This window comes from Pseudomonas sp. RtIB026 (assembly GCF_016861355.2).
Classification (GTDB): domain Bacteria; phylum Pseudomonadota; class Gammaproteobacteria; order Pseudomonadales; family Pseudomonadaceae; genus Aquipseudomonas; species Aquipseudomonas peradeniyensis.
Window position 1 is genome coordinate 2,925,047 of the sequence record NZ_AP023348.2, and the last position, 25,959, is coordinate 2,951,005.

The following is a 25,959-nucleotide window of genomic DNA, read 5'->3' on the forward strand; positions in this document are numbered from 1 at the left end:
TAAGATAGAGGAAGTTACTCATGGCTCGTGTTAAGCGCGGCGTTATCGCTCGTAAGCGTCACAAAAAAATTCTGAAACTGGCTAAAGGTTACTACGGTGCACGTTCGCGCGTATTCCGTGTTGCCAAGCAAGCGGTCATCAAGGCAGGCCAATACGCCTACCGCGACCGTCGCCAGAAGAAGCGTCAGTTCCGCGCACTGTGGATCGCTCGTATCAACGCCGGTGCCCGCACCAACGGTCTGTCGTACAGCCGTCTGATTGCTGGCCTGAAAAAGGCGTCGATCGAAATCGACCGTAAGGTTCTGGCCGATCTGGCAGTGAACGAAAAAGCGGCGTTTGCTGCGATTGTCGAGAAGGCTAAAGCCGTACTGGCTTAAGTACCCACGACAATCATCCGGCGGCGCCTGCGCCGTCGGGTGTAAAACGTCATCGGATAGGGGAAGAGCCTTCAAAAGCTCTTCCCCTATTTTCGTATCTGGAGTCTGTACATGGAAAACCTGGACGCGCTGGTCGCCCAAGCCCTCGAGGCCGTGGAACGCGCTGAAGACATCACTACCCTGGAACAGATCCGGGTCCAATTCCTCGGCAAGAAAGGCGAGCTGACCCAGGTGATGAAGACCCTGGGCAACCTGCCAGCCGAAGAGCGCCCCAAGGTTGGCGCGCTGATCAACGACGCCAAGGAACGCGTCACCGACGTGCTCAACGCACGCAAGGCCGGTTTTGAAGAGGCCGAGCTCAACGCTCGCCTGGCCGCCGAATGCATCGACGTCACCCTGCCAGGCCGTGGCCAGACCACCGGCGGGCTGCACCCGATCACCCGTACTCTCGAGCGCATCGAGCAGTTCTTCACCCATATCGGCTACGGCATCGCCGAAGGCCCCGAGGTCGAAGACGACTACCACAACTTCGAAGCGCTCAACATCCCCGGCCACCACCCGGCCCGGGCGATGCACGACACCTTCTATTTCAACGCCAACATGCTGCTGCGCACCCACACCTCGCCGGTCCAGGTGCGCACCATGGAAAGCACCCAGCCGCCGATCCGCATCGTCTGCCCAGGCCGTGTGTACCGTTGCGACTCGGATATCACCCACTCGCCGATGTTCCACCAGGTCGAAGGCCTGCTGATCGACCGTGGCATCAACTTCGCCGACCTCAAGGGCACCATCGAAGAGTTCCTGCGGGTGTTCTTCGAGAAAGAACTGGCCGTGCGCTTCCGCCCGTCGTTCTTCCCCTTCACCGAGCCAAGCGCCGAAGTCGACATCCAGTGCGTGATGTGTTCCGGCAACGGCTGCCGCGTCTGCAAGCAGACCGGCTGGCTGGAAGTGATGGGCTGCGGCATGGTCCACCCGAACGTGCTGCGCATGTCCGGCATCGACCCGGAAGAGTTCCAGGGCTTCGCCTTCGGCATGGGCGCCGAGCGCCTGGCCATGCTGCGCTATGGCGTCAACGATTTGCGTCTGTTCTTCGACAACGACCTGCGGTTCTTGGCTCAATTCCGCTAGGCCCAATCGACGCAACTTTCAGGAGAACAGCATGAAATTCAGTGAACAGTGGCTGCGCGGTTGGGTAAACCCGCAAGTCTCCCGTGACGAACTGGTCGCCCGCCTGTCCATGGCCGGCCTCGAAGTCGACAGTGTGACCCCCGCTGCCGGCCAGTTCAGCGGCATCGTGGTGGGCGAGATCCTCACCACCGAACAACACCCGGACGCCGACAAGCTGCGCGTGTGCCAGGTGAGCAACGGCGCAGAGACCTTCCAGGTGGTCTGCGGCGCCCCGAATGCCCGCCCGGGCATCAAGATCCCGTTCGCCATGATCGGCGCCGAACTGCCGGGCGACTTCAAGATCAAGAAGGCCAAGCTGCGCGGCGTCGAGTCGTTCGGCATGCTCTGCTCGGCGGCTGAACTGCAGATCACCGAAGAAAACGACGGCCTGCTGGAACTGGCCGCCGACGCCCCGGTGGGCCAGGACATCCGTCAGTACCTGAACCTGGACGACGCCAGCATCGAGATCGGCCTGACCCCGAACCGCGGCGACTGCCTGTCCCTGGCCGGCCTGGCCCGTGACGTCAGCGCCCTGTACGACGTGCCGGTCACCCGCCCGGTGGTGCCGGCCGTACCGGCCGCCCACGACGAAGTGCGCCCGGTCGAAGTCAGCGCCCCGGCCGCCTGCCCACGCTACCTGGGCCGCGTGATCCGCAACGTCGACCTGAGCAAGCCGACCCCGCTGTGGATGGTCGAGCGCCTGCGCCGCAGCGACGTGCGCAGCATCGACGCCGCCGTCGACATCACCAACTACGTGATGCTCGAACTCGGCCAGCCGATGCACGCCTTCGACCTCGCCGAAATCAACGGCGGCATCCGCGTACGCATGGCCGAGGAAGGCGAGAAGCTCGTCCTGCTGGACGGCCAGGAAGTCGCCCTGCGCGCCGACACCCTGGTGATCGCCGACCACACCCGCGCCCTGGCCATTGCCGGCGTGATGGGTGGCGAGCACAGCGGCGTCAACACCGAGAAGACCCGCGACCTGTTCCTCGAAAGCGCCTTCTTCGAGCCGATCTCCGTCGCCGGCAAGGCCCGTTCCTACGGCCTGCACACCGACGCCTCGCACCGTTACGAGCGCGGCGTGGATTCGCAACTGGCCCGTGAAGCCATGGAGCGCGCCACCGCCCTGATCCTCGAGATCGTCGGCGGCGAAGCAGGCCCCGTAGTCGAGACCGTGAGCGAGCAGCACCTGCCGAACATCGCGCCGATCACCCTGCGCGCCGAACGCATCACCCAGATGCTCGGCATGCAGATGGACGCCGCCCAGGTCGAGCAGCTGCTCAACGCCCTGGAGCTGAAGACCAGCGCCAATGGGGCAGGGGAGTGGACGGTCACCGTTCCAAGCCACCGCTTCGACGTCAGCCTGGAAGTCGACCTGATCGAAGAGCTGGCCCGCCTGTACGGCTACAACAACCTGCCGGTCCGCTACCCACAGGCCCGCCTGGCCCCGCAAGCCCGCCCGGAAACCCGCGGCGAGCTGCCGAACCTGCGCCGTCTGCTGGTCGCCCGCGGCTACCAGGAAGCCATCACCTACAGCTTCATCGACCCGAAACTGTTCGAGCTGTTCACCCCAGGCGTCGAGCCGCTGCTGCTGGCCAACCCCATCTCCAGCGACATGGCCGCCATGCGCGCCTCGCTGTGGCCGGGCCTGGTCAAGGCGATGCAGCACAACCTCAACCGCCAGCAAGACCGCGTGCGCCTGTTCGAAAGCGGCCTGCGCTTCGTCGGCCAGCTCGGTGACCTCAAGCAGCAGCCGATGATCGCCGGCGTCGTCACCGGCAGCCGCCAGCCAGAAGGCTGGGCAAACGGCCGCGACGGCATCGACTTCTTCGACGTCAAAGCCGACGTGGAAGCCCTGCTGGGCTATTCCGGTGCCCTGAGCGACTTCAGCTTCGTCGCCGGCAAGCACCCAGCCCTGCACCCTGGCCAGACCGCCCGCATCGAGCGCGACGGCAAGGAAGTCGGCTACCTCGGCGCCATCCACCCGGAGCTGGCCAAGACCCTCGGCCTCGACCGCCCGGTGTTCGTCTTCGAGCTGGTGCTCGGCGATGTAGTCGAAGGCCGCCTGCCGAAGTTCAGCGAACTGTCCAAGTTCCCGGAAACCCGCCGTGACCTGGCCTTGATCGCAGGTCGTGATGTGGCTTCTAGCTCGGTGCTTGAAGTAATTCGTGACAATGCAGGCGAATGGCTCACAGACCTCAGGCTGTTTGACGTCTACCAGGGTAAAGGCATTGATCCTGATAGAAAAAGCCTGGCCGTCGGCTTGACCTGGCAACATCCATCGCGCACTCTTAACGACGATGAGGTGAATGAAACCCTGCAGACTATCCTCACCTCGCTTGAACAAAGGTTGAACACCACGTTAAGGAAATAACGGCATGGGTGCTCTGACGAAAGCTGAGATGGCCGAAAGGCTGTACGAGGAGCTGGGGCTTAACAAGCGTGAGGCCAAGGAGCTGGTCGAGCTGTTTTTCGAAGAAATTCGGCACGCGCTTGAAGACAACGAGCAGGTGAAGTTGTCCGGTTTCGGCAACTTCGACCTTCGCGACAAACGCCAGCGGCCGGGCCGCAACCCTAAAACAGGGGAAGAGATCCCGATCACCGCGCGCCGCGTCGTCACCTTTCGTCCAGGGCAGAAGCTGAAAGCCCGGGTAGAGGCCTATGCTGGAACCAAGCCATAACGACGAGCTGCCCCCCATCCCGGGCAAACGCTACTTCACCATCGGTGAAGTCAGCGAGCTCTGTGCGGTAAAACCGCACGTGCTGCGCTACTGGGAGCAGGAATTTCCGCAGCTCAACCCGGTGAAGCGCCGTGGCAACCGGCGGTATTATCAGCGCCAGGACGTGCTGATGATCCGCCAGATCCGCGCTTTGCTGTATGACCAGGGCTTTACCATTGGCGGGGCGCGGTTACGGCTCTCCAGTGATGAGGTCAAGGATGAGTCCAGCCAGTACAAGCAGCTGATTCGGCAGATGATTGCGGAGTTGGAGGATGTGTTGGTGGTGTTGAAGAAATGACCTGGTTGGTGACGAGTGGAAATTTTTGAAAAAAAGCTTCCATTATTCAAAAGGTTAGGTTAAATTCTTCAACGTTCTCAGCGGTATCGAGAATGATGTCGGGGCGTAGCGCAGCCCGGTAGCGCACTTGCATGGGGTGCAAGGGGTCGAGTGTTCGAATCACTCCGTCCCGACCAAAAATCCCTAAAAAACCCAGTCATTTAGGTGGCTGGGTTTTTTTATGTTGGGAAAAATTATTATCTGGCCTGCATTTCTCGTTCTGCAGCGCACTGATCCGCGTGCCAACGATCCCACGCTGCCCTCTCGCTCTTGCAAGTTTCTGGGCATACCAGCCTGGGACGGATCAGGTGAATGTCCTCAGGCTCTTTGGCAAACACGTATTGGTGAGCATGTTCTATGATGATCTTCCTGATATGTCGGGCGATATCGGGATCAAGAATTTTCCCACGTGGCCAGCCTTTCTGGCCGATGCAAGTGTGGAGCAAGTGCTTTGGGCTTAATGGAAGGAGAATGTCGCCTTTATTCACACCCCAACCACCTCTAGTGTCATAGTTACGTGGGTCTTGGTAGTTGAGTTTGATTAGAGGATTATCTGAGGTTGGCCAGGAGACACCTGGAGGTGCATGCAGGATCGTCCACCGGTGTTTGGGTAGAATTTGGATTGTCTGCGTTAAAATGCGCTTCATGCTCCAGATCCACATTTGCCGCCCCACGATGGTCTCAACCCTTATGGCTCCTCCGCCCTCCGGCAACGGTTCGATAAATGTCTTGAACAGCGAGGATGAGTCAACAACATCTGTGGCCGGCTGAGGTAACGGTACACCCTGCTGAATTGCATCCTCCATTTCATGAATAGAACGCTTCAGAACGTCATCCATCAATGGTTTCAGCGTTTTATTTTGACGATGGATGAACTCCTTTAGTCGTGCTGGAGTACGGACATCTTGGGCCAATGCGAACCGCACCAAGCGTCTCCAATGCTCTGGTTCTAAGCGTTCCTCCTGCACAACCCTCCGAATTGCTTCGTGGGCAGGGCTCTCGAACTCTCGATCTAGCCAGCACTCAAACTCGTCAGTTTCCGCACCTCCGGCCCAATAGGTGTAAAGGTGCTTTTGGTAGCCAATTCCCTTCAAAGAATGTCTTTTCCAGGTTCTAACATTCTCGTTTGGTACGACTAACCGGTATGCAAGGACACTATTATTATCTGCCCATTGCTTAAGATAGAGCTCAGGTACGTAGTGGTTGTCCTTGCGTAGCTGCTGCATTACAGAGTCCTTCTGATGGAGTTAACTTTTTATTCGCGCCAATTCGGTTTGTACGGGAGCAGCATCGTCCAGCGCAGCAATTCGTATCGCTCCCGATCACAACACGGGTATAGCCATTGCTCATTGCACCTCGCCCACAGCTGGCGGCGATGCCTGCTATCAAAGCTAAACAGCGGCGAATCTGCTAGTTTGACAAGTTAAATTCAGCCTTCAATTGTTTTGAGTCTTTGCTTTAATCGCTCATTGAGCGACATGCCGTGCACGCCCGAGTGAATCTCGCGATGGCAAGACGGGCAGACAGCACCTACGTATCGAGGGTGGTCGAGGCCTCCGTCAGAGAGCCGATTTACATGATGCGGCTCCAGGTATGGGGTTCCATCCTTCTTAATGAAGGGGGCTGGCTTGTCGCAGCTTTCACATAAGCCTTTGGCACGCATGAGGACGTAGTGAGCGACCTTCCGGCTGCGCTGGTAAATTTTGCGATGCGCCGATTGGTCCATTGCATTCGTTACCGGCTTGCAGGCAGCCAGAGCGGCTATCCGAGCAGCAGCTAACGAATCTTCGAGTTCAACCTCCGTCCCCAACTCAGTTTCGATGCTCAGCTCTGGACTGCCCACAGGTACCAATCTGAATACAAGAGCAGTACGGTCCTTACCGTCAACATCCGGTTGGATTCGTTCAAAGACCTCGGCGCAGCAGAACTCACCTATATAGCGATTACCTTTTCCTTTGCCGAGCGATTTGAACAGATGAAGCGCACGACCTGTCTCAGCATGCTCAGCGACAGCTCTGTTGCCACGGTTCAATTTCATAGGCCCACGCTTCCCTTCACCGGTGTAGAGAAACGCACCGTTGTCCCAGCTGTCGGCATAGCCGTATTGCTCGCCACTATCACCTGTAAACAAGAAAATCACTGGGTGGGTGGCGGATGTCGCTATGCCGCTCTGCCGGCTACCCCCGAATGGCCCGTTGATTTCAGTCACGCGATCGTAAATGGCCCCAGGCTCGAACTGCAGGACTGGTTCTAGACCAGTGCTTTGCAGCTCGATAATGGTAAACCCACGCTTTTCTAAATAGCGGTTTGTGAGGTGTCCGCCAGGGAATTGGCCCACTGCGATACCGGTAGCCAAGGAGATTATTTTCTTTGCTGGATACGATGTACCCCCTACAGCAATCGCGTAGCGGTGGGGCAGGTTCGTCTCCCAGCCAAGCCACTCTCGTCTTCCTCTAAAGTCGCGGTCAAATTCCAGCAAAGCCTCGTCAATACGTTCCTTCGATACAGCTTTGATCGCCACGTGTGCTGCCCTTTGTCGCCGATGTTTGTAGGAGAATTCCCCATCGTCGCCAAAGTGATCAAACGGTTCAAGAAAAACTGGCAAAGCGCCACTGCGACCGTAGCGTCCGCGCGAGAGTTCGTATGCGTTTCAGGTTCATATTCGTTGTGGCAGCAGGCGTGCCCAGGGCCTACGGAATCGGATTTTCCCTCTTCTCTGTAGTCCGTTTCCGAAACATACTTCTACCCCCTTACAGCCCGTTGCAGCCGCTGCATCACCCATCTAGTCTCGCCAAGTCGCTGCCAATTCAGCGACCGGTTTTGACAGACCGGGAAGATAGTAACGCGCGTGCATGGCCGTCTATGGTGGCTGTACGTGGGGCACTTCGGTGCGCCGGTTTCCTATTTTCCCGGTCTGTCAACCCGCGTACAGCTGCCACCTTTCTGTTTGACAGCAGAGAACGGTAGCTCCATTTGAAAATAGGAGCGCTACCATGCTGAAAATAGTCCCCGATCCACCCCTGCACGACAAATACACCACCCACACCCTCGAAGACCTCCTGGTCCAGATCTCCGAATACCTCGTCTGCGCCCTGACCGTCAGCCAGCAGACCGTCCTGCTCCACGCTAAACCCCCAGGCCAGGTCCTGACCCTCGCCGCCATGCACGAAATCGACAGCGCCCGCACCTTGGTGGAGGTGGCGCTAAGCCGCGTGCAATCACGGCACTGACCTGGCGAGCCTGGGCTCGCACTTGATGTTCACCGATCAGGCCCCGCGCCGTTCGCGGGGCCGCAGGAGGTATGGTATGGATAAGGAATTGCAAATCCCGCGCATCAAGAAACTCGCCACCACCGGCGTCGGGCATTTCGGCGAAGGCGCGCAGGTGAGTGTGCAAGACCCGCTGTTCCGCGTGGTGGCGGGGCATCCGCTGGACCATGCGGTGGAGCAGGCGACCGTGCTGATGTGTGCGGTGCACAAGATCAGTGATCTGGCGATGGTGGAGACTGATCATCTGCCTACGCTGCTGACGGCGGTGCATTACCTCAGTGGCATGGCCAAGGCGTTGGCCCAGGATGTGAATCATGGGTTGATGGTTGGGCGGGGGGCTGAGTAGGGGGAGGGTATCTGGCTGGGGGCTTGGTTGTCTGGGTGGACGCTATCGCGGGGCAAGCCCGCTCCCACGATCCCGCACCAACAAGTTCACTGCCGCGTTTCGGCTAGCCGTTATGGCGCCAGGTTCACGCCATTACAGCGTCCCTTGGTGGAAAAGTCGTTGATCTGTCGCGCCTTGTTCACCGACATCAGAATCGTGCAGCCGCCAGGATGGGCCACGTCGTCCCAGTAGTTGGTATGGACCATCACGTTGCCTTGCATCTCGGCGGTACTACCGACCACCTCCTTTTGCACGTAGGTGGTATCGCGGTACCAGCCCAACTGCACCCCAGCGCCGCCGGGCAACGGCTCCATGCGCATGGGCGGGCCGAAGAAGTCGATGGCCTGCTTGGCGTCGCGCCCTTGCCATTGGTTGCCCGCCATCAGCTCCGGCAGGGTCGGGATGCAGCCGGCCAGCGTCGGCAGCAACAGGCCAAGGACCAGCAAAGGGCGCGTGCTCATCGTGGGGTGTTCGCCAGCATGTCGTCCAACTCCTGCACCGTTTGGCTGTTGGCCTGGACGCCGATCAACTGGATGAACATGGCCTGGATGGTGGCGACCATCTTCGCCGCCGGCATCTTGCCGATCGACAGCATCTGGTTGCGTGCGCGGTTGTCGGGGGCGCAGACGAAGGCGAAGGTGCGCTGCAGCCAGTAGTCCTTTGGTGCGGCCCAGTCTTTTGCGTTGGTTTTCACATCGCGCACGGCGCCGTCGAAGCGACGTATCGCCCGGGCGCTGTCCAGGCGGATCTGGCGCTGTTTGCATTTGACCTGCACCTCGTAGGCGGCGAGGGTCGGGAAGGCTGGGTCTTCGAACAGCTGCATGACCTGGGCCGATTGCACGCCGCCGGGCTTTTGCAGGATGCCGGCGGCATCGGCGACGTAGACCTCGTTGTGCAGGCGTTCGCCTTTGCCGTAGATGATCCAGTAGTCGCCCGCAGCTTGTTCGGCCAGGGCCGAGGTGCTGCAGGCCAGAGCCAGGATGGCTAGCCATTGGCAGGGGAGTGGAAGTCTGTGACGCATGGAGTCCTTTCCCGATTTATGTAATCCAGAAGGGACTATACGAGCGCTGGGGGAGCTGGGTCGATTAGGGCGCTTGTGCTAATGGCCAAGCGCCTTTATCACTTAGGCGCAGTAATCAAAACCTTTCGCGAACGGCTTACATTGGGACTCGCCTGTTGCTAGAGCGAGTTCGCGGTGGACTCTTACCCTGACCAAATTTATGGAATCTTGATCCCCAGGGAGTTGAGGGTGGGTGTATCCATCCTGCCATTCACGGTCAGTGCACTATCCATTTGGAAAGCCATTAACGCGCCACGAGTAGCCTTGCCCATGACCCCATCAATTGTGCCTTGATAGTACTGGCGAACCATAAGTGCAGTCTGTACGCGCTTGACCAGGTTGCTTTTCTGTTCGTTGGTTGCGCGGGTCTTTGACGTACCCGGGCTAGCCCCGGTAGTAGTGCCGGACGACTGATAAAGGCTATTGCTGCTTGAAGTACTGTGCGAAGTGCTCGGCGCACTGTAGCTTCGTGTGCTGGTTGCGGGCGGGCTGTAGTAGCGAGGCGCGCTATAGCCACCAGACCCGCTGTAATGGGAACTGTGGGAGCTATGGGACCGATGTGAGCTGTGCGAGCGATGTGCCGCATAAATGTTCACTGCATCTGGGGCATTTAGCGTATCGGCAAAGACTGGAGGCTGCAGCTTGTCGTTCGGTTGCCAGTTCGCATCGGCAAGCGGTGTATGGCCCGCCTGTGCCAATGTGGTACCAGCCATCGGCAACAAGGTGATGCCACTGATCAGGATTTTCCAGCGGTCAAGCAATTTCACTGTGCACTCCTTGCATAGGCGCTAAAGGCCTCGGTCGATAGTTGTCGTACGCCGCGGCTCTGCCAGCGGTCAGTGTGGGATTTGAAGAACCCTGAGCAATGTTTGACGGCAGCGCATTGCTGACAGGTATCGATGAACAGGTTTTTCCAGTCGGAGATACTCTGGCGGGCGAATCGTGAGAGGTGGGGTGGGATCAAACACAAGGGCAGGTTGTAGATCGAAACCGGCATCCCACGGTTGAAGAGGAAATAGGCGGTTTGGCTCAATGCCTCTTGATAATCCAGCGGGTCAATCCACAACTCCTCGTAGTGCTTTCTGGCCAGACCAGTACTTTCGATACCCATCAACGCAACGTGCCGTACGAAGGGGAGGTTCCTGAACACGTAATGGGCTAATTCAGGCAAGCGTGGTGTGGTCAGGCGACTGAGTACCACGCGTATCTCAATGATCTGGTTAGCGCGTGCGAGGTTATAGAGTCCTTGCACGGTTTCGCTGAAGGCGCCCGGGGCCTGAACTACATGGTCATGGTCGACTGCGTTGTCGGCATACAGCGGAATGCCCCAGCTCAGCTGGGGGTGGCCTAGGGCCGCGAGGGCTGCAATCCAGCTCGGATCTTTGAACAGCCGTCCATTGCTGAGCACGTGTACGGACTTCTGTGGCAAAACGGTTTTGCACTTGGCCAGAATCTCAAGCAGGCCATCACGATAAAGTGTGGGCTCTCCGCCGCTGATCCCCAGGTTTTCCTCGCCTGCATCCATCAGGTCGATCAGTCGAAGGTTTTCCTCGATATGCCAGCGGTCATCGATATCTTTAGGCGGTTGCGAGCACATCAGGCAGAGGCTGTTGCAACGATCCGTCATGAACAGCAGGTTACTGTCTGACCCGCGTCGATAGAGCACTCTTACCAATGCATTGCCAGGGGTAATGGCAATGACATCGCCAGGTTGAACGACATCCGGATCCTTGGGGGAATGCAGGTGCAGCCTGCCGTTGTCGAAGGGGCTAGTGAGTGCCTCTGGGGTCAGGAAGCCGCCCACTGGCAATGAAATCAGATGTGGATTTCGTTCAAGATCTTCGTTGGGTAACCAGAGCAGCAAATCATTGAATTGCGCGGTACCGGCGCAAACGGCGACTCCTTGCTCAATGAACTCATTCAGGGTGATGACCTTGAGCAGCTTTGGTTCATTCAGGTATTGAATTTCGAAGTGGGTATCTTTGCGCAGCATCGCCCTTAGCCCCTGTAGCCTGGGAAGCGAACATCGCTGTATGAGCGCCTGTTCAACCAGGACAGCAGTACCCTTTGAACGTTGTTATCTCCGTCGCGTAGCAAGGCGAACAAGTGCTTTAACAGCCCCATGTTCTTCTTGCAGAAACTGCTGAACATCCGGTGTCCGATCGGATCACCTTGGCGAGCATAATGCTCGACCGGGTCTGCGCCGCAGTAGGGAACCAGTGCGCAATCCGAACAGCCCGGCAATGCCTCCGCGACGCCACTGGCAAGCAGCGCCTCCATTACGGGTGAGGACAAAAGTTCTGACAAGGGTTGCTGGACTGTGCCCAACCTTAAACCGTCTTCGCCCATCTCCAGCAGCATCCGAGCCTCGTCCGACGGGTAGACGTAACCGTCATAGTTGTAGACCAGCGCCGCTGTACCCGCGCCGGCGGGTGAGCGCAGGTCGACATAGCCGGATGAGAAGGGCGTCAGGATGTTCTTCAGCAGCAAGCTGGTGTAGCTCTCCGACAGGTAGGTCCCTTGCTGGTTGATCTTCAGCAGATAGGCCAGCGCCCTCGTGTAGAAGGTCAGGTACTGCTCAATCGGATAGTCAAGGCGATGTGCACTCTTGGAAGCAAACCCGTAAGGGCTGAGCGGTCGAAGTGAAATGCTGGAAAAGCCCTGCTTTACATACTCGTCGATGATAGCTTCAGGCTGTTCAAGGCTTCGAGAGGTCAACGTTGTCAGCGCGGAGACTGCGTCGTGCCCAAGATGCTCGCGGACCCGTTTGATGCCTTCCACGGTGCGCTCGTAAGAGTCTCGTGAAGGCGTCGGGCGGTTGGCATTGTGCAAGGGCGCCGGTCCATCGAGGGAAGTCGAGAACTGGATGCGGTGTTGTTTTGCGAAGTCGAGTATTTCGTCTGTTAGGTGGTGCAGCGTTGTGGTTATGACGAACTGAATATCCCGTTGCTCGACCAGGTTTCGTGTAGCTACCCATTCGACAATCTGGCGTACACGTTCGAAGGCCAGAAGTGGCTCGCCGCCCTGGAACTCTACCGTCAGCGCGGGAGCGTTCGATTCGAACAAGCGATCAACGGCAGCGAGTGCATCCGCTTCCGATAAGTCATGGCCCGAGCCACCCAGCGGTGCTCGTGAAACTTGGCAGTACTGGCAGGTGTGGTTGCAGCGTAGCGTTACAACGAACAAGTGCAGTGCCGGGCCCTGGAAAAGAAAGTCCTTGCGGCTGCGATATTGCGCCGCCATTTCGGGAAAAGGATCGTGGCGTGTCGGTTCGTAGATGAAATGGCGAGCTAGCAGGTCCTTGTAAAAAGGTGTGCCTGCTTCTATGTCGAAGTAACTGAGGGCCCGCAACTGCGCGTCGTCCACGTGCAGATACTCGCCTGTATCGGAGGTGAGCAAAATGTCGCGGTCATTTGCGGTGTTCAGGCGCATGAAGCGAAAGGGCAGCAGACGGTAGCCGTTAGCGTCGGTGGCAATCAGTGTCACCGCGAAGCTCCGCATCCCGCAAGCGCTGTCCGAGCCAGCACCTCACGCAACCCAGCGGTCTCACGGTTGATGTGATCACGTAGGGCAAAGTCATTTAAATGCTGGAGGATCAGCGAATGTGCCTGCTCCTGAGGCAGCATGACTTTCGTTTTAGCTGGGAACGCAGTGAGGCTGATCTGGTCAGCTTCAATGCCGATCTGAATCGCGACTGTGTCAGCCAAGGCGTAAGCGGTTCGTTGCACCACGCTGAGGGAATAGGCTGCGTTGTCGAGTTTCAGAATGACTGGCCATGTCATTGGAACTGGTCCTTCAAATCCGTTGGGAACGTGTGGATTTTGCCGACTAACGAGGCATAGTGCCATCATATTTTTTTACATTTGTAACGGTGGCTCGCTCTTGATTTGCCGTAAACGATTCTGCTGTAGCATTCATCTGATCAGACCGCACATGCGGCAGTCGTCGCATGGTTCGGATGAAGGAGCAAAACATGTCAAAATCAAGGGTGAACGTGGCTCTTCTGGCCATCGAATGCGAAGCGCAGGAGGCCCAAAAGGCCATTCTTGAGCTTGTGCACACGGACATTACCGAGAACCCGGAACGTCTCCAGCCCATCCCTGCATCGTTGCTGAGTCGCATTGCTGGTCTTCGGGCACGGGCACAAGCGAATCGCAAGCGCACCGTGCTGTTCGAAGGTTGAGAGTACGAGAGTCAGCAGAACACTTCTGCACCCTCGCGCACCCCGGTCCTGCCTGTGCCATCCTCCGTTTCGCTTACACCAAAGGCTACGTTGGTCGCCCTCAGATTGCCCGCTCCAGTAGTTGGGCTTCGGCGATCTGTCCGTTCTCATAACGCAGCAGTACCTGACGCTCCCCTTGATCGAACAGCGACTGCTGCAGTTGCTGGGTGTCCTGCGGGCCTTGGGCCAAGACGCTGGTCAGGCCGTCCAGTTGCGCCGTGAAGCTTTGTTTCAGGGAGGCGTCGAGGCTGAACATGCGTGAGCTGGTCAGTTCCATCTGCGAGTTGTAGATGCTCCGGCTCTGGTTGCCGATTTCCTCTAGCTGGCCGAGGCTTTCGAGAGCCTTGGCCGCCTGGGCGCGATAGCGTTGCAGTGGTTCGGCCAGGTAGCGCAAGGCACAACTGACCACCTGCAGCTGTGCGGTTTGCAGGTAACCGCTGACCCAACCCTCCATCTTCGTCAGGCTGTCCTGCAATGCCTGGCGGGTGCTGTCCACACCGAACAGTTTGTCTGCCTGCACATCCTGGGCGCGCTTCAGTTCTTCGTTCATCTTGCGAGCGAAGTACTGGGCCAGGGAGGTGATCTGGCTATGGTGATTTTCCAGTGTCTGGCGGGCAGTGCTGTCGATGCCTTCTTGCTGATAGTGATCGAGCACGCCTTGGGTGTACTCGAACATCCCGGTCAGCTTTTCCCACTGCTTTTCGTCCAGATCGTGCTGCACGGCATCCAGTTGACGCTTGATGGCATCCAGCTTCTCGTTGATGTCGTGCAGGTGTTTCTGGCCCACCGCCGAGGACACCGCGTTCCACACCGCGCCACTGAGCAGCACGTTCTGCAGGTCTTCAGGCAACGAAAGGCTGGCCTGTTCACTGATCTTGCCGCCGGTACGCACGAAGGCCCGGACGCTGCCGTCGCCGTTGGCGTTCTTGGTCAGTGTCTCGAATGGCAGGCTGCACACCACGTAGTTGCCGCTGGCCAGCTCGCCCATGGCGGCCAGGCCGGGCACATTGGCCAGCAGCGGGTTGAGCGCACTGATCCGGTCAGTTGGCAGTGGGCGGTGGGTACCTGCGGGTGGGCGTTGCACGACGTTGAGCTTGAGCAATGTGCCGCCCTGGCCGTCCTGGATCACCAGGTCGGCCGTGGTCGGGGAGGTGGTGACCACTGGCTGGGCATCGGGGCGTGTGGCCGGGGGCGTGGCGGGTGCTTCCCGACGCAGGCGGATCCAGCCCATCTGGGCAACGAAAGGCACGGTCACGCGGTAGGCTTCAGCCACGCTGCTATGCAGGCCCACGCCGGCCGTGAAGGCAGCGCCAAAGGGGTTCAGGCGCAATCCGGTGGTCGCGGCCATGGTGAACAGTGCCGCGCTGCGCGAGGCGGAGAGGCCGATCATGCTGGCGGCCCCTTTGGGCAGAGCCTCTTCGAGCTTGAACAGCCCGGTCAGTACCTTGGTGCTGGTGGCCCGCTCGAAACGCTCGCTGTCCGGCAGCTCCCGCCAGCCTGCACCGAACAGCGCCAGGGCGATCTGGCGTTCCTTGTCCGCCACGCTGGTTGCGCCGCTGCCGTTAAGCTTCTGGTAAACGTCGTTGACGATCTCGGCGTAGGGCACCGCCGATTTCTTCAACAGGCGACGGGCCAGGTTCATTGCCGAATGCCCGCCGAACTGCTGCAGCTCATGGCCCAGCAGGTCGAGCTGCTGCTCGCTGTAGCCCGCCGGTCGCGAGCTGTGCTTGGCCTGTACCAGTTGTTTCTTGATGTCCGCATCCAGGCCGGCGCGGCCCCGGGAGAAGTCGGTGATGATGTCCACCAGAATGTCCACTTCTTCGGGCGTGGCGCTGATGAGGCTGGTGAACAGGTCGTCGTCGCAATCGATTCCTGAGGTTGCCATCGTGTGTCCTTACCTTTTGAACGGTGTATCGGGTAAAGGGAGCGGGTGCCCCCATGCAAATTTGGGTGGGCTCAAGGCACCAGCCAGGTGCTGGTCGGCCTGACGTCGCGCTGAATGGCGACAGCTTGGCAGTGTTCCAGTATCGGCAGGATGTAGGTGATGACGACGGTGCCTGGACGACCATCAGGTTGGCGACGAGCGGCGTGGCAGAGCGGGCCGGCGTCCTCAGGCTTGCGGTTGGAGCGGATCTCGACAGCGCGTGCCTCGCCGAAGTGATGATTAGCGGCAAGATAATCCAGCGTTTGTTGGAAAGCCGTACGGGGCAGGGTGACCGAGCTGTTATTGGCGCCGGTTACCACCTCTACCTGGTCGTTGTTGACCGACGTGATTCTGAAATGGGTATTGCTGGCGTTGGAGGGCGTTTGCAGCTCCGTGCCCTGCAAGCGGCTGATCAGTGCCCAGAGAGTGTTATCGACCTGGGTAATGTGCTGCATGGCGTTACTCCTTGTTGTTCGCTGGCCGTCTTCCTAGATTAGCGTGGCTTGATGTCCGAATGGCATCATCCTTTGGACTTACCCGTGTAACGATCCAGGGAGACCCTGCAACTGCAATCGGCGTCGATAGCGCAGGCTGTAGCAGATGTCATACATGCGCGCGGAGGGTAGTGAATGATGTCTACGAGCGGCATCCGCACGAATCCTCCGCCTCAGGATGGCCGCCCTGTTCGGCTTTGGCTGGGGTGATCGGTCAGCAAGTGCTGCGTGGCTCAGGTTTGCACAAGGGCAAGGGAGATTGTGGAAATTGGGGCAACAATCAGAGGAATAATTACCCGAGATAGGAATTTTTTGCTTTCCTAGACTAGCGCGATCTACCTTGCCTGGATCGCATTGCCATGACACACGCCACTTCGTCTCCCACGTCCGCTTCGGGGTCGCGACACAGCGCCTTCTCTATCACGCTGCTGGCCATCGCCGCCTTCGTGATCGTCACCACCGAATTTCTGATCATCGGGCTGCTGCCGGCACTCGCTCGGGACCTGGACATTTCCATTTCCGCCGCCGGCCAGTTGGTGACGCTGTTCGCCTTTACCGTGATGCTGTTCGGCCCGCCCCTGACTGCCGCCCTGGCCCATTTCGAGCGCAAGCGGCTGTTCATGGTGATCATGCTGATTTTCGCCGCCTCCAACGCCCTGGCGGCCGTGGCACCGAACATCTGGGTGCTGTGCATTGCCCGGTTCATCCCGGCACTGCTGTTGCCGGTGTTCTGGGGCACGGCCAGTGAAACGGCCAGCCAACTGGTTGGCCCCGATCGGGCCGGTCGCGCCGTCGCCCAGGTCTACCTGGGCATCGCTGCGGCCACGCTGTTCGGTATCCCGCTGGGCACGGTGTTCGCCAACCTGATCGGCTGGCGTGGCGCGTTCTGGGGGCTGTCCGCGCTGTCGCTGCTGATGCTGCTGTTGCTCGCGCTGTACATGCCGACCCTGGCCCGTCCGGAGCGCAGCAGCATCGGCCAGCAGATGCGCATCCTGCGCGATGGCCGCTTCATCGGCAACATCGTGCTCTCGGTGGTGGTGTTTACCGCCATGTTCACCGCCTACACCTACCTGGCTGACATGCTCGAACGCCTGGCCGGTATCGCGCCGGTGGCAGTGGGCTGGTGGCTGATGGGCTTTGGTGCCATCGGCCTGGTTGGCAACTGGCTAGGCGGTCACTTCGTCGACCGCAACCCGCTGGGCGCCACGGCGGTGTTCGTGTTGATCCTGGCCGCAGGCATGTCCATGAGCATTCCCCTGGCCGGTTCGTATGTCGGCCTGGCGGTGGCGCTGACCGTCTGGGGCATCGCCTACACCGCGCTGTATCCGGTGTGCCAGGTACGCGTGATGAAAGCCGCCAGCCACGCCCAGGCCCTTGCCGGCACCCTGAACGTCTCTGCCGCCAACGCCGGCATCGGCCTGGGTGCCATCATCGGGGGCTACAGCATCGAGCAGACCGGCCTGGCCAGCCTCGGCTACATCGCCGCCACGATTGCCCTGGCCGCCGCGGTGATCTGCCTGCTGCTGGTGCAGTTCAAGGAGCGCCGCGCCACCGATGCGGGCCTCGAGCGCGCCGGGACGCTGCGCCGATGACCGCGCCGCACACCCTGCCGGCCCACGGCACGCCGGCGTACCCTGGAATGGACGCTGCGTTGGCTGCTCACCCTGCGTATGCCCGGGTGTTCCGCCCGGGGCAACTGACCTTCGGCCTGATCGCGCCGCTGGAGGCCTATCCCGACAGTGCCGTTCCACCGCTGCGCCAGCACCTGCAGCTGGTACAGCATGCCGAGGCCCTGGGCTTTTCCGCCATCTGGTTGCGCGACGTGCCGTTTCACGACCCGGATTTCGGGGACGTCGCCCAGGTCCATGATCCGATGGTCTATGCCGGCTGGCTGGCGGCGCATACCCAGCGCATCGCCATTGGTACTGCCGGGATCATCCTGGCCTTGCGCAACCCGCTGCTGGTCGCCAAGCAGGCCTGCAGTGTCGACCAGCTGCTGCAAGGGCGTTTCCTGCTGGGCTTGTCCACAGGCGACCGACCCAGCGAGTACCCGGCGTTCGGCGTGGACTACCAGCAGCGTGCCGAGCGCTACCGGGATGCCTACCAGATGCTGCAGAGCGTGGTGAGCCAGGACTACCCGGTGCATTACTCGCACTTCCATGGCACGCTGGACGGCACCCTGGACCTGGTCCCCAAACCGGTTACTGGCAGGTTGCCAACGTTGGCCGTGGGTCGCTGCGGTCAGGAGCTTTCCTGGCTGGCCCAGCACACCGATGGCTGGATCTGGCACCAGAGCGATGCCCAGGCCTTGCCCTGGGTCCTCGAGCAATGGCGCGCCTGCCAGGAGCCGGGGCAGTTCAAGCCGTATGGCTACGGCGCGTTCTTCGATCTGGAGCAGGACCCGGGCGCACCCTTGCGAGCGGGGCGGGGGCTGCGTGGCGGACGGCAGGCCCTGCTCGATCTCTGGCTGCGCCAGCGCGAGCAGGGCGTTTCGCACATCGCCCTGAACCTGCGCATCAGTCGACGCCCTGTACAGGCGGTTCTGGATGAACTCGCCGAGCATGTGCTGCCCCAGTTCGCCTGACGAGGAGGGCAGTTCGGTTTCGACCTGTTGCGCTTGCTGCTACCCTGACCGCCGTCACTACGCTGTCCGCCCTCGCAGGGCGGATGGCGAGCCCCTCGCAATCTACGCATGAAGCGTGTGCGCCCATCGCGGGCGCGGCAGTAAAAGGATTTTCAATGAGGCTTACCGAGCACCTCAAAGGCATCGAAGTTTTCGTCACCACTGCGGACGCCGGCAGCTTCACCGCCGCCGCCGCGCAACTCAACCTTTCGACTTCGGCTGTGAGCAAGGGGGTTGCCCGCCTTGAAGGCCGGCTGGGCACCCGACTGTTCGAGCGCACGACCCGCAGCCTTTCCCTGACCGACACGGGCGAGGCCTTCTATCGTACCTGCGCACGTATCCTGGCCGAGCTGGAGGAGGCCGAGACGGTCCTGGCCGCAGAGCGCCAGGAACCGGCCGGACGCCTGCGCATCGATGTGCCGGTGACCTTCGGCAAGCAACATGTGCTGCCGTTGCTGCTGAACTTCACCGAGCACAATCCACGCTTGCGCCTGCATGCCTCGTTCACCGACCGCTTCGTCGATGTGATAGAGGAGGGGATCGACCTGGCGGTGCGCATTGGCAGTGTCGACCAGCTGTCGAACTTGCTGGCGCACCAGCAGATCGGCCAGGAGCGCCTGATCTTCTGCGGGGCGCCGCAGTACCTGCGCCAGCATCTGAACATCCAGCACGGACATGAACTCGACCAGTTCGACTGCGTGATGTATGGCCGCGCCGATGGCAGTGTCAGCCCCTGGATGTTCAGTGGCCCCGATGGCCAGATCGAACGGCGCACCATGAATGGCAGGATCATCGTCGGCAGCGGCGAGGCCCAGGTGCAGGCGGTGAAGGGCGGCTATGGCATATCGCAGCTGGCGACCTGGATGATCCGCGACGAACTGCAGCGCGGTGATCTGGTGGAAATCATGCCGCACCTCTCGACACCCGGGCTGCCGGTACACCTCATCTGGCCACGCAGCCGGCAACTGCTGCCCAAGGTCGACATCATGCTGCGCTTTCTTTCCCGGCATTTGACGCCCTTGTTCCTCGATCATAATTAATTCAATTATTTCATTACTGCCGGCGCCCAGAACTTTAAGTTATGCCGCTGGCTTTTTTGTGCCCGCCTGTTATCGCTGACTCTTCAGTCACTTTTCCCGCGCCTGCAATTGAGTGTGTGTGCTGCTCATTGCGTTCTCATTTGGTTGTATTTCCAATTGTTGCCTGAAAATTGAAACAGTTTTGTCGTTTCCGCAACGGCCGGCCTGGAAACGCCTAAATTGTGGAAAAATATTCAAAAATCACTGGAATAAACAACTGAAATCAACGCCTTGATTATAAAAAAATGCACATGCTAGGATTCCTGGGAACAAATAGAACAATTCAATACTTAAACTCCATACAGCGCGTAGAGCACGTCATGAATCAAATGATTATTGTCGGCGCGGGGATAGCAGGGCTTACGCTCGCACTCTCACTGCATAAAAAAGGCTTCCGGGTAAAAGTTTACGAGTCGGCAAAAACCATTGAGCCGCTGGGCGTAGGTTTGAACCTTCAGCCCTATGCGATGAAAGTGTTTGCCGAACTTGGCTTGTTGGAAAAGTTGCAGGAAAATGCCGTCACCACCCAGGAGATGGTGTTCTTCAACCGATATGGCCAACGCCTGCACAGCCTGCCGCTGGGGCTGCGCAACGGTCACTCGGTGCCGCAGCTGTCCATTCACCGCGGGGTGCTTCAGCAGACCCTGCTGGACGCCGCCCGCCAACGCCTGGGCGCCGACTTCCTGCTGACCGGGCACACGCTGCGCGATGTCGTCCAGGATGACCAGGGTGTGATCGCCACCTTTTCCCAAGGGCCGCAGGCCCCCCTGGTCCAGGTGCACTGCAGTGCGCTGATCGGTGCGGACGGCGTGCGTTCGCAGGTCTGTCGCAGCCTGTTCGGCGAGCACCTGGCCCCGGTCGATCGGGCCGTGCACATGTGGCGCGGGGTGACGGTGGCGCCGCCGTTCCTGAGCGGTGCCAGCATGGTGCGCATCGGTGTGCCAGCACATGGCAAGCTGGTGATCTACCCCATTCGCGACCAGGTCAACGAGCGTGGCGAGCAACTGATCAACTGGGTCGCCGAACTGGACCGTGCGCTGTTCGAGCACGACCCGGAGTTCGCCCCCGACCGCCTCGAGGACCTGGCGCGTTTCTTCGCTTCGCGCAGTTTCGACTGGCTGGACATCCCGCAATTGCTCATGCGCAGCAACCAGCCGATCATCCAGACACCGATGGCCGACCGCGATCCGCTGCCACGCTGGACGGTGGGGCGCATCACCCTGATCGGCGACGCCGCGCACCCCATGGTGCCGGTGGGCTCCAACGGTGCCGGCCAGGCCATTCTCGATGCCCACTGCCTGGCAGAGGCACTGGCCAGCGGCGATTCACTGGAGCAGGCCCTGCAGCAGTACGAGGCCCAGCGCAAACCGCTGACCTCGGCCATCGTGCTCGGCGACCGCGAAGAGCTGCCCGACGCACTGATCCACGAGGCCGACCGGCGTGCCGATGGCCTGCCGTTCGCCGACTTCGACGCCTTGATGAGTTTTGCCGAAGCCCGCCGCCTGGCCTTGCCGGACTATGCCAGCGTGACCCAGACGAACACTCCACGGACTACCTGCGCCTGACCACCGCCTTGCGCGCCTCTTGAAGGGATTCAAGTGATGAACACCGACTCGTGCACCCAGTGGCAGCGTGCGCCCTTGCCCTGGCTTTCCACCGAACAATGCCACTGGCTGTTCCTGCCCGGCTCGCTGACCCTGCACCTCAAGGCGCTGGGCCAATATCGCCTCGAGCTGATCGATCAGTACCCGACCCAGGCCTGCTTCGCCGATGCCCAGGCGTTGGGCATCGCCGCCGGCACCCCGCTGTGGGTGCGCACGGTGCTGATGCGCCTTGATCAACGCCCCTGTGTGCTGGCGCGCAGCATCGCTCCGCTCGGTGCCCTCGACCAGGGCTGGGCGGTGCTTGACGGTTACGGCTCCCAGCCTCTGGGCATGATGCTGTATCAGGACCCGGACATCGTCCGAGGGCCGTTCGAATGGGGCGTGCTGGCCCTGGACGAGCCCTTGGGCAGGCTGTCGCGCTGCCTTGACGACAGCGGTCCTTGGCTGGCGCGACGCTCGCTGTTCCACCGTCACGGCGCGCCGCTGCTGATTGCCGAGTGCTTCCTGTCAGGCTTCTGGCACCACGAGGGCCGTGCCCCGTCTCCCGCTGCACGGCCCCTTGCCCGGCCTGCCGGAGCGCTGACGCAACATCTGTGAGTGCAGTGCCTTCGTCCACCCAACTTGAGAGCAGGATCCCCATGGTTTCTCTGAATCTGCAAGACGCTGTTCCTCCTTCGCGCAGCGCAACGGTGCCGTTCACTGCCGATATCGCTGAACCACGCCGTGATCCCGACTGGTCACCGGCGTCGTGGCAACAACGGGTCGCCCTGCAGCAACCCCGCTATGCCGACCGCCAGGCCATGGAGCAGGCCCTGGAGGAGCTCGCCCGGCAGCCGGCGCTGGTCATGGCCGAGGAAGTGGTCCAGCTCAAGCAGGCGCTGGCGCGAGCCCAGGAAGGCAAGCTGTTCCTGCTGCAAGGCGGCGATTGTGCCGAACGCTTCGAGGACTGCACCGGCGCGGCGATACACACGCGCCTGGAACATATGGAGCAAATGGGGCTGCTGCTGACCCATGGCCTGCGTCGCCCGATCATCCGTGTCGGGCGTCTGGCAGGCCAGTATGCCAAGCCACGCTCGGCCGACAGCGAATGCATCGATGGCGTCGAACTGCCGGTGTACCGCGGCGATATCGTCAACGGGCACCGTTTCGAAGCCAGTGCGCGCGAACCCGATCCGCAGCGCATGCTGCAGGCCCATGCCCGCTCGGCACTGACCCTGAACCTGGCCCGCGCGCTGATGCGCAAAGGCTTTGCCGACCTGTACCAGCCGTCGCGCTGGGCCTTCGACTGGCTGCGCCAGAGCCCCCGGGCCGATGCCCAGGAACGCTTGCTGGGCTCCCTGCGCGAAGCCTTGCAACTGCTCGAGGCCTTGCGCCAGGAGGGTGGCGGCAGCGAGCCATCGGCGCACCTGCATATCTCCCATGAGGCCCTGCTGCTGCCCTATGAACAGGCACTGACGCACTATGTGCCGTCCCATCATGGCTGGTTCAACCTGTCGACCCACTTCCCGTGGATCGGTGTGCGTACCGCCGACCTCGAGGGGGCCCATGTCGAATACCTGCGCGGCATCGAAAACCCGATCGCGGTCAAGGTTGGGCCGGCAACCGGCAGCGACCAGTTGCTACGCCTGATCGAACGCCTCAATCCGGACGACGAACCTGGCCGTCTCACCCTGATCACCCGCATGGGCGCACAAACCATTGGCAACGCCTTGCCTGCGCTGATCGACGCGGTGCGTCGCGAGGGACGTCGCGTGTTGTGGGTGTGTGACCCGATGCACGGCAATACCTGCAGTCTCGGCAACGGCTACAAGACCCGCTACTTCGAGCACATTCTCGCCGAGCTGGAACAGGCCGCCGAGTTGCATGCCGCCCACGGCAGTCACCTGGGTGGCGTGCATCTGGAGATGTCCGGCGAAGCCGTCACCGAATGCCTGGGCGGCGCGGGCAACCTCACCGAAGCCGACCTGCCGCGCAACTACCGCAGCAGCGTGGATCCACGCCTGAATCGTGAGCAATCGCTGGAACTGGCCCTGCGCCTGGCACAGAAGTTCGCTTGACCACGCCCCTGAAGCCTGTCGCGTGCGGGCAGTGCCCACACGTTCAAGGAAGAGACCATGATTGAAACCGAAGTCCTCGTCATCGGCAGCGGCCCGGCCGGCGCCTCGGCCGCGCTGTTTCTCGCCCGCCACGGTATCCAGACCCTGGTGGTGACCAAATACCCCTGGCTGGCCGATACCCCACGCGCGCACATCATGAACCAGCGCACCATGGAGATCCTCGACGACGCCGGAGTGGTCGAGGAAGCACTGCGCGATGCCGTGCCCAATCACCTGATCGGTGACAGCATCCTCTGCGAGTCGCTGACCGGACGCGAGATCGGACGCATCCGCTCCTGGGGCGCGGCCCCCGAGCGTCTGTCGGAATACCGCCTCACCAGCCCCCACGAAATCTGCGATATCCCGCAGAATTTCCTGGAGCCGGTGCTGGTGGCCAACGCGGTCAAGGCCGGGGCGAAAATCCGTTTCAGCAGCGAGTTCCTCTCGCTCGAGCAGGACGAGGAGGGCGTCACGGCCCAGGTGCTCGACCACCTGACCGGCGAGCAGTTCGCCATTCGCGCCAAGTACCTGATCGGTGCCGATGGCGGCCGCAGTCGTGTGGCCGAAGCCATCGGGCTACCGATGTCAGGCGAGATGGGCCTGGCCGGCAGCATCAACATCCTGTTCAAGGCCGACCTCAGCCGCTACGTCGCCCACCGCCCCAGCGCCCTTTTCTGGATGCTCAACCCGGAAGCCCGTATCGGCGGGCTGGGGGTCGGCCTGCTGCGCATGGTGCGCCCGTGGAATGAATGGCTGTGCGTCTGGAGCTACGACATCAACCAGCCGGCCCCGCGCCTGGGCAATGCCGAAGCGGCGGACATCATTCGCAAGGTCCTGGGGACCGACGATGTCGAGCCGGACATCAGCTCGATTTCCACCTGGACCGTCAACCGCGCCTATGCCACCGAGTACGCCAGTGGGCGAGTGTTCTGTGCCGGCGACTCGGTGCACCGGCATCCACCGAACAACGGCCTGGGCTCGAACACCTCGATCCAGGACGCCTACAACCTGGCCTGGAAGCTTGCCTACGTGCTCAAGGGCATCGCCGCTCCACGCCTGCTTCACAGCTACAGTGATGAGCGTGCGCCGATCGGCCGTCAGATCGTCACCCGGGCGATCCGCAGCATCGGTCAGACCCGTGAGCTGCTGGCGGTGCTCGAGCCGGACGGCCAGCAGGGGCAGCTGGACCTGCAGGCGGTATTCGCTGACGACGTCGGCGGTGCTCAGGTCCGTGAGCGGCTGGCCCAGGCCATCTGGCAGAAGAACTACGAGTTCAACTGTCTCGGGGTGGAAAGCAATCTGCGTTATCGCTCCGCCGCCATCCTCGAAGCGGCCGACGCGCCGCCCGAACCGCTCGACGAGCTGGCGGGCGCCTACCATTCGCAGGTGGTCGCCGGCGCACGCTTCCCCCATGCCTGGGTGACGCGTCGGGGCGAGCGCGTGTCGACCCTGGCCCTGCTGGGCAAGGGCCGCTTCACCCTGATTGCCGGCAGTCAGGCAGGTGCCTGGGTCGAGGCGGCGGGCGAGCTGGCCCGAGCGCGCGGCATACCCCTGCACGGGCTGCGCCTGAGCGCAGCCGACGGCTTCGACGATATCTACTTCGACCTGCGTAACCGCGTGGGCTTCACCGACACCGACCTGGCCCTGGTCCGCCCGGACGGCCATGTCGCCTGGGCCGCCAAGGCCGAAGGGACGCCGCGCCAGGTACTGGCGCAGGTGCTCGAGCAACTCCTGCCCACGGCGCGCACCCACAGCACTCACGAACACCTGCACAAGGAGCTTGCATGAAACTGTTCAGTCAACCCCGCCTGGCCGTCGTCTCCGGATCGAGCAAAGGCATCGGCCTGGCCATTGCCGAGGCACTGTATGCCGAAGGCGTCAACGTGATCATCAATGGCCGTGACGCCGATGCCGTGCATACCGCCATTGCCGGCCTTCGCCAACGCGTCGGCGAGCACCAGGCCGAACTGATCCCGTTCGTTGCGGACCTCAGTCGTGCCGATGCGGTGCAGCGCCTGCACCAGGCGCATCCTCAGGTCGACATCGTGGTCAACAACCTGGGGGTGTACGGAGCCGCCGAGTTCGACGAGATCAGCGACGAGCAATGGCAGGAGATCTTCGACATCAACGTGCTAAGCGGAGTGCGTCTGTCGCGTCAGTACCTGGCCGGCATGAAGCAGCGCAACTGGGGGCGGATCGTGTTCATCAGCAGTGAAAGCGCCATCCAGATTCCCAGGGAAATGATCCACTATGGCATGACCAAGACCGCCCAGCTGGCCATTGCCCGCGGCCTGGCCGAGACCTGCGCCGCCACCGGTGTCACGGTCAACTCCGTGCTGCCCGGACCGACCCTGACCGACGGTGTGCGCGATTTCGTCCAGGGCCTGGGCGGCGGCAACCTGGAAGCCTTCACCGAGGAATACTTCCGCACCCTGCGCCCCAGCTCGCTGATCCAGCGCTTCCAGGAGCCGGCCGAGATCGGCTCGGCGGTGGCCTTCGTCTGCAGCGAGCAGGCCGCCTCGATCAATGGATCCGCCCTGCGCGTGGACGGTGGTGTGGTACGCGCCTGCTTCTGATCGCGCTCCCGTCGCAGCTCTCGAAT

The 25,959-nt window shown here is 61.1% G+C and carries 26 protein-coding genes and 1 tRNA gene; 17 read left to right on the top strand and 10 right to left on the bottom strand.

What is annotated here, in order from left to right; genetic code table 11:
- The first annotated feature begins 20 nt into the window (after window positions 1–20).
- From rplT to PRtIB026_RS13255, 6 genes are all read left to right on the top strand, one after another.
- Window positions 21–377: a 50S ribosomal protein L20 gene (gene rplT / locus PRtIB026_RS13230; protein ID WP_003250671.1), complete on the top strand. Its 357-nt coding sequence runs from the start codon at window positions 21–23 to the stop codon at window positions 375–377.
- 111 nt (window positions 378–488) lie between these two features.
- Window positions 489–1,505 carry a phenylalanine--tRNA ligase subunit alpha gene (gene pheS / locus PRtIB026_RS13235; RefSeq protein ID WP_186661675.1) on the top strand — a complete coding sequence of 339 codons (1,017 nt, stop codon included), beginning with the start codon at window positions 489–491 and terminating at the stop codon, window positions 1,503–1,505.
- Between the two features lie 31 nt (window positions 1,506–1,536).
- Complete coding sequence (gene pheT / locus PRtIB026_RS13240; protein ID WP_203647243.1) at window positions 1,537–3,918, top strand: phenylalanine--tRNA ligase subunit beta; 2,382 nt, start codon at window positions 1,537–1,539, stop codon at window positions 3,916–3,918.
- A 4-nt stretch (window positions 3,919–3,922) separates the two neighbouring features.
- Window positions 3,923–4,225: an integration host factor subunit alpha gene (gene ihfA / locus PRtIB026_RS13245; protein ID WP_009394049.1), complete on the top strand. Its 303-nt coding sequence runs from the start codon at window positions 3,923–3,925 to the stop codon at window positions 4,223–4,225.
- Window positions 4,206–4,562 (top strand): MerR family transcriptional regulator, encoded by a 357-nt coding sequence (locus PRtIB026_RS13250; RefSeq protein WP_011533210.1) that lies wholly within the window; start codon window positions 4,206–4,208, stop codon window positions 4,560–4,562. The genes ihfA and PRtIB026_RS13250 overlap by 20 nt, the downstream gene beginning before the upstream one ends.
- A gap of 99 nt (window positions 4,563–4,661) precedes the next feature.
- Window positions 4,662–4,738, top strand: a tRNA-Pro gene (locus PRtIB026_RS13255).
- 60 nt (window positions 4,739–4,798) lie between these two features.
- Here the strand turns inward: PRtIB026_RS13255 and PRtIB026_RS13260 are convergent.
- Window positions 4,799–5,827, bottom strand: coding sequence for a DUF4238 domain-containing protein (locus tag PRtIB026_RS13260; protein WP_203647242.1), 1,029 nt, complete (start codon window positions 5,825–5,827; stop codon window positions 4,799–4,801).
- 203 nt (window positions 5,828–6,030) lie between these two features.
- Window positions 6,031–7,122: an HNH endonuclease gene (locus PRtIB026_RS13265; protein ID WP_203647241.1), complete on the bottom strand. Its 1,092-nt coding sequence runs from the start codon at window positions 7,120–7,122 to the stop codon at window positions 6,031–6,033.
- A gap of 472 nt (window positions 7,123–7,594) precedes the next feature.
- Between PRtIB026_RS13265 and PRtIB026_RS13270 the strand changes: the two genes are divergently transcribed.
- Together PRtIB026_RS13270 and PRtIB026_RS13275 are read left to right on the top strand one after the other, a co-directional pair.
- Window positions 7,595–7,831 (top strand): hypothetical protein, encoded by a 237-nt coding sequence (locus PRtIB026_RS13270; RefSeq protein WP_028688843.1) that lies wholly within the window; start codon window positions 7,595–7,597, stop codon window positions 7,829–7,831.
- A gap of 76 nt (window positions 7,832–7,907) precedes the next feature.
- On the top strand, window positions 7,908–8,216 hold the full coding sequence (locus PRtIB026_RS13275; RefSeq protein WP_203647240.1) for a DUF3077 domain-containing protein: 309 nt from the start codon (window positions 7,908–7,910) through the stop codon (window positions 8,214–8,216).
- Between the two features lie 110 nt (window positions 8,217–8,326).
- Here the strand turns inward: PRtIB026_RS13275 and PRtIB026_RS13280 are convergent, their stop codons facing one another.
- The 6 genes from PRtIB026_RS13280 to hxsD all read right to left on the bottom strand — a co-directional run bounded on the left by PRtIB026_RS13280 (window position 8,327) and on the right by hxsD (window position 13,097).
- On the bottom strand, window positions 8,327–8,716 hold the full coding sequence (locus PRtIB026_RS13280; RefSeq protein WP_203647239.1) for a hypothetical protein: 390 nt from the start codon (window positions 8,714–8,716) through the stop codon (window positions 8,327–8,329).
- Window positions 8,713–9,276, bottom strand: coding sequence for a hypothetical protein (locus tag PRtIB026_RS13285; protein ID WP_203647238.1), 564 nt, complete (start codon window positions 9,274–9,276; stop codon window positions 8,713–8,715). Before PRtIB026_RS13285 ends, PRtIB026_RS13280 begins: the two co-directional genes overlap by 4 nt.
- Window positions 9,277–9,473: 197 nt before the next feature.
- Window positions 9,474–10,082 carry a His-Xaa-Ser repeat protein HxsA gene (hxsA, locus tag PRtIB026_RS13290; RefSeq protein WP_203647237.1) on the bottom strand — a complete coding sequence of 203 codons (609 nt, stop codon included), beginning with the start codon at window positions 10,080–10,082 and terminating at the stop codon, window positions 9,474–9,476.
- Entirely contained in the window at window positions 10,079–11,308 is a 1,230-nt protein-coding gene (gene hxsC / locus PRtIB026_RS13295) for a His-Xaa-Ser system radical SAM maturase HxsC (RefSeq protein WP_203647236.1), read from the bottom strand. Before hxsC ends, hxsA begins: the two co-directional genes overlap by 4 nt.
- A 5-nt stretch (window positions 11,309–11,313) precedes the next feature.
- Window positions 11,314–12,801 carry a His-Xaa-Ser system radical SAM maturase HxsB gene (gene hxsB, locus PRtIB026_RS13300; RefSeq protein WP_203647235.1) on the bottom strand — a complete coding sequence of 496 codons (1,488 nt, stop codon included), beginning with the start codon at window positions 12,799–12,801 and terminating at the stop codon, window positions 11,314–11,316.
- Window positions 12,798–13,097 carry a His-Xaa-Ser system protein HxsD gene (gene hxsD, locus PRtIB026_RS13305; RefSeq protein WP_203647234.1) on the bottom strand — a complete coding sequence of 100 codons (300 nt, stop codon included), beginning with the start codon at window positions 13,095–13,097 and terminating at the stop codon, window positions 12,798–12,800. Before hxsD ends, hxsB begins: the two co-directional genes overlap by 4 nt.
- 191 nt (window positions 13,098–13,288) lie before the next feature.
- Here hxsD and PRtIB026_RS13310 point away from each other — a divergent pair, with 191 nt between their 5' ends.
- Window positions 13,289–13,498, top strand: a complete 210-nt coding sequence (locus PRtIB026_RS13310) for a hypothetical protein (RefSeq protein ID WP_203647233.1) — start codon at window positions 13,289–13,291, stop codon at window positions 13,496–13,498.
- A gap of 100 nt (window positions 13,499–13,598) precedes the next feature.
- Here the strand turns inward: PRtIB026_RS13310 and PRtIB026_RS13315 are convergent, their stop codons facing one another.
- Window positions 13,599–15,422: a hypothetical protein gene (locus PRtIB026_RS13315; protein WP_203647232.1), complete on the bottom strand. Its 1,824-nt coding sequence runs from the start codon at window positions 15,420–15,422 to the stop codon at window positions 13,599–13,601.
- Between the two features lie 71 nt (window positions 15,423–15,493).
- The gene (locus tag PRtIB026_RS13320; RefSeq protein ID WP_203647231.1) at window positions 15,494–15,916 is read right to left on the bottom strand and encodes a hypothetical protein; all 423 of its coding nucleotides are present in this window, start codon (window positions 15,914–15,916) and stop codon (window positions 15,494–15,496) included.
- A 392-nt stretch (window positions 15,917–16,308) separates the two neighbouring features.
- Here PRtIB026_RS13320 and PRtIB026_RS13325 point away from each other — a divergent pair, with 392 nt between their 5' ends.
- From PRtIB026_RS13325 to PRtIB026_RS13360, 8 genes are all read left to right on the top strand, one after another.
- Window positions 16,309–17,547 carry an MFS transporter gene (locus tag PRtIB026_RS13325; protein ID WP_420713664.1) on the top strand — a complete coding sequence of 413 codons (1,239 nt, stop codon included), beginning with the start codon at window positions 16,309–16,311 and terminating at the stop codon, window positions 17,545–17,547.
- Between the two features lie 47 nt (window positions 17,548–17,594).
- A complete protein-coding gene (locus PRtIB026_RS13330) occupies window positions 17,595–18,539 on the top strand; it encodes an LLM class oxidoreductase (RefSeq protein ID WP_203652672.1) in 945 nt (314 codons plus the stop codon).
- A 155-nt stretch (window positions 18,540–18,694) separates the two neighbouring features.
- Window positions 18,695–19,618: a LysR substrate-binding domain-containing protein gene (locus PRtIB026_RS13335; RefSeq protein WP_203647229.1), complete on the top strand. Its 924-nt coding sequence runs from the start codon at window positions 18,695–18,697 to the stop codon at window positions 19,616–19,618.
- A gap of 368 nt (window positions 19,619–19,986) precedes the next feature.
- Window positions 19,987–21,222, top strand: a complete 1,236-nt coding sequence (locus PRtIB026_RS13340; protein WP_267813918.1) for an FAD-dependent monooxygenase — start codon at window positions 19,987–19,989, stop codon at window positions 21,220–21,222.
- 36 nt (window positions 21,223–21,258) lie between these two features.
- Window positions 21,259–21,858, top strand: coding sequence for a chorismate--pyruvate lyase family protein (locus PRtIB026_RS13345; RefSeq protein WP_203647223.1), 600 nt, complete (start codon window positions 21,259–21,261; stop codon window positions 21,856–21,858).
- Between the two features lie 41 nt (window positions 21,859–21,899).
- Complete coding sequence (locus tag PRtIB026_RS13350; RefSeq protein WP_203647221.1) at window positions 21,900–23,318, top strand: 3-deoxy-7-phosphoheptulonate synthase class II; 1,419 nt, start codon at window positions 21,900–21,902, stop codon at window positions 23,316–23,318.
- Between the two features lie 57 nt (window positions 23,319–23,375).
- Window positions 23,376–25,145 (top strand): FAD-dependent oxidoreductase, encoded by a 1,770-nt coding sequence (locus PRtIB026_RS13355; protein WP_203647219.1) that lies wholly within the window; start codon window positions 23,376–23,378, stop codon window positions 25,143–25,145.
- Complete coding sequence (locus PRtIB026_RS13360) at window positions 25,142–25,933, top strand: SDR family NAD(P)-dependent oxidoreductase (protein WP_203647217.1); 792 nt, start codon at window positions 25,142–25,144, stop codon at window positions 25,931–25,933. The genes PRtIB026_RS13355 and PRtIB026_RS13360 overlap by 4 nt, the downstream gene beginning before the upstream one ends.
- The last annotated feature ends 26 nt before the right edge of the window (window positions 25,934–25,959 follow it).

Bases quoted from the DNA above. Each gene is read 5' to 3' on its own strand.
- rplT (WP_003250671.1), top strand. From the start codon at position 21: ATGGCTCGTGTTAAGCGCGGCGTTATCGCTCGTAAGCGTCACAAAAAA.
- pheS (WP_186661675.1), top strand. From the start codon at position 489: ATGGAAAACCTGGACGCGCTGGTCGCCCAAGCCCTCGAGGCCGTGGAA.
- pheT (WP_203647243.1), top strand. From the start codon at position 1,537: ATGAAATTCAGTGAACAGTGGCTGCGCGGTTGGGTAAACCCGCAAGTC.
- ihfA (WP_009394049.1), top strand. From the start codon at position 3,923: ATGGGTGCTCTGACGAAAGCTGAGATGGCCGAAAGGCTGTACGAGGAG.
- PRtIB026_RS13250 (WP_011533210.1), top strand. From the start codon at position 4,206: ATGCTGGAACCAAGCCATAACGACGAGCTGCCCCCCATCCCGGGCAAA.
- PRtIB026_RS13260 (WP_203647242.1), bottom strand. From the start codon at position 5,827: ATGCAGCAGCTACGCAAGGACAACCACTACGTACCTGAGCTCTATCTT.
- PRtIB026_RS13270 (WP_028688843.1), top strand. From the start codon at position 7,595: ATGCTGAAAATAGTCCCCGATCCACCCCTGCACGACAAATACACCACC.
- PRtIB026_RS13275 (WP_203647240.1), top strand. From the start codon at position 7,908: ATGGATAAGGAATTGCAAATCCCGCGCATCAAGAAACTCGCCACCACC.
- PRtIB026_RS13280 (WP_203647239.1), bottom strand. From the start codon at position 8,716: ATGAGCACGCGCCCTTTGCTGGTCCTTGGCCTGTTGCTGCCGACGCTG.
- PRtIB026_RS13285 (WP_203647238.1), bottom strand. From the start codon at position 9,276: ATGCGTCACAGACTTCCACTCCCCTGCCAATGGCTAGCCATCCTGGCT.
- hxsC (WP_203647236.1), bottom strand. From the start codon at position 11,308: ATGCTGCGCAAAGATACCCACTTCGAAATTCAATACCTGAATGAACCA.
- hxsD (WP_203647234.1), bottom strand. From the start codon at position 13,097: ATGACATGGCCAGTCATTCTGAAACTCGACAACGCAGCCTATTCCCTC.
- PRtIB026_RS13310 (WP_203647233.1), top strand. From the start codon at position 13,289: ATGTCAAAATCAAGGGTGAACGTGGCTCTTCTGGCCATCGAATGCGAA.
- PRtIB026_RS13315 (WP_203647232.1), bottom strand. From the start codon at position 15,422: ATGGCAACCTCAGGAATCGATTGCGACGACGACCTGTTCACCAGCCTC.
- PRtIB026_RS13320 (WP_203647231.1), bottom strand. From the start codon at position 15,916: ATGCAGCACATTACCCAGGTCGATAACACTCTCTGGGCACTGATCAGC.
- PRtIB026_RS13330 (WP_203652672.1), top strand. From the start codon at position 17,595: ATGGACGCTGCGTTGGCTGCTCACCCTGCGTATGCCCGGGTGTTCCGC.
- PRtIB026_RS13335 (WP_203647229.1), top strand. From the start codon at position 18,695: ATGAGGCTTACCGAGCACCTCAAAGGCATCGAAGTTTTCGTCACCACT.
- PRtIB026_RS13340 (WP_267813918.1), top strand. From the start codon at position 19,987: ATGATTATTGTCGGCGCGGGGATAGCAGGGCTTACGCTCGCACTCTCA.
- PRtIB026_RS13345 (WP_203647223.1), top strand. From the start codon at position 21,259: ATGAACACCGACTCGTGCACCCAGTGGCAGCGTGCGCCCTTGCCCTGG.
- PRtIB026_RS13350 (WP_203647221.1), top strand. From the start codon at position 21,900: ATGGTTTCTCTGAATCTGCAAGACGCTGTTCCTCCTTCGCGCAGCGCA.
- PRtIB026_RS13355 (WP_203647219.1), top strand. From the start codon at position 23,376: ATGATTGAAACCGAAGTCCTCGTCATCGGCAGCGGCCCGGCCGGCGCC.
- PRtIB026_RS13360 (WP_203647217.1), top strand. From the start codon at position 25,142: ATGAAACTGTTCAGTCAACCCCGCCTGGCCGTCGTCTCCGGATCGAGC.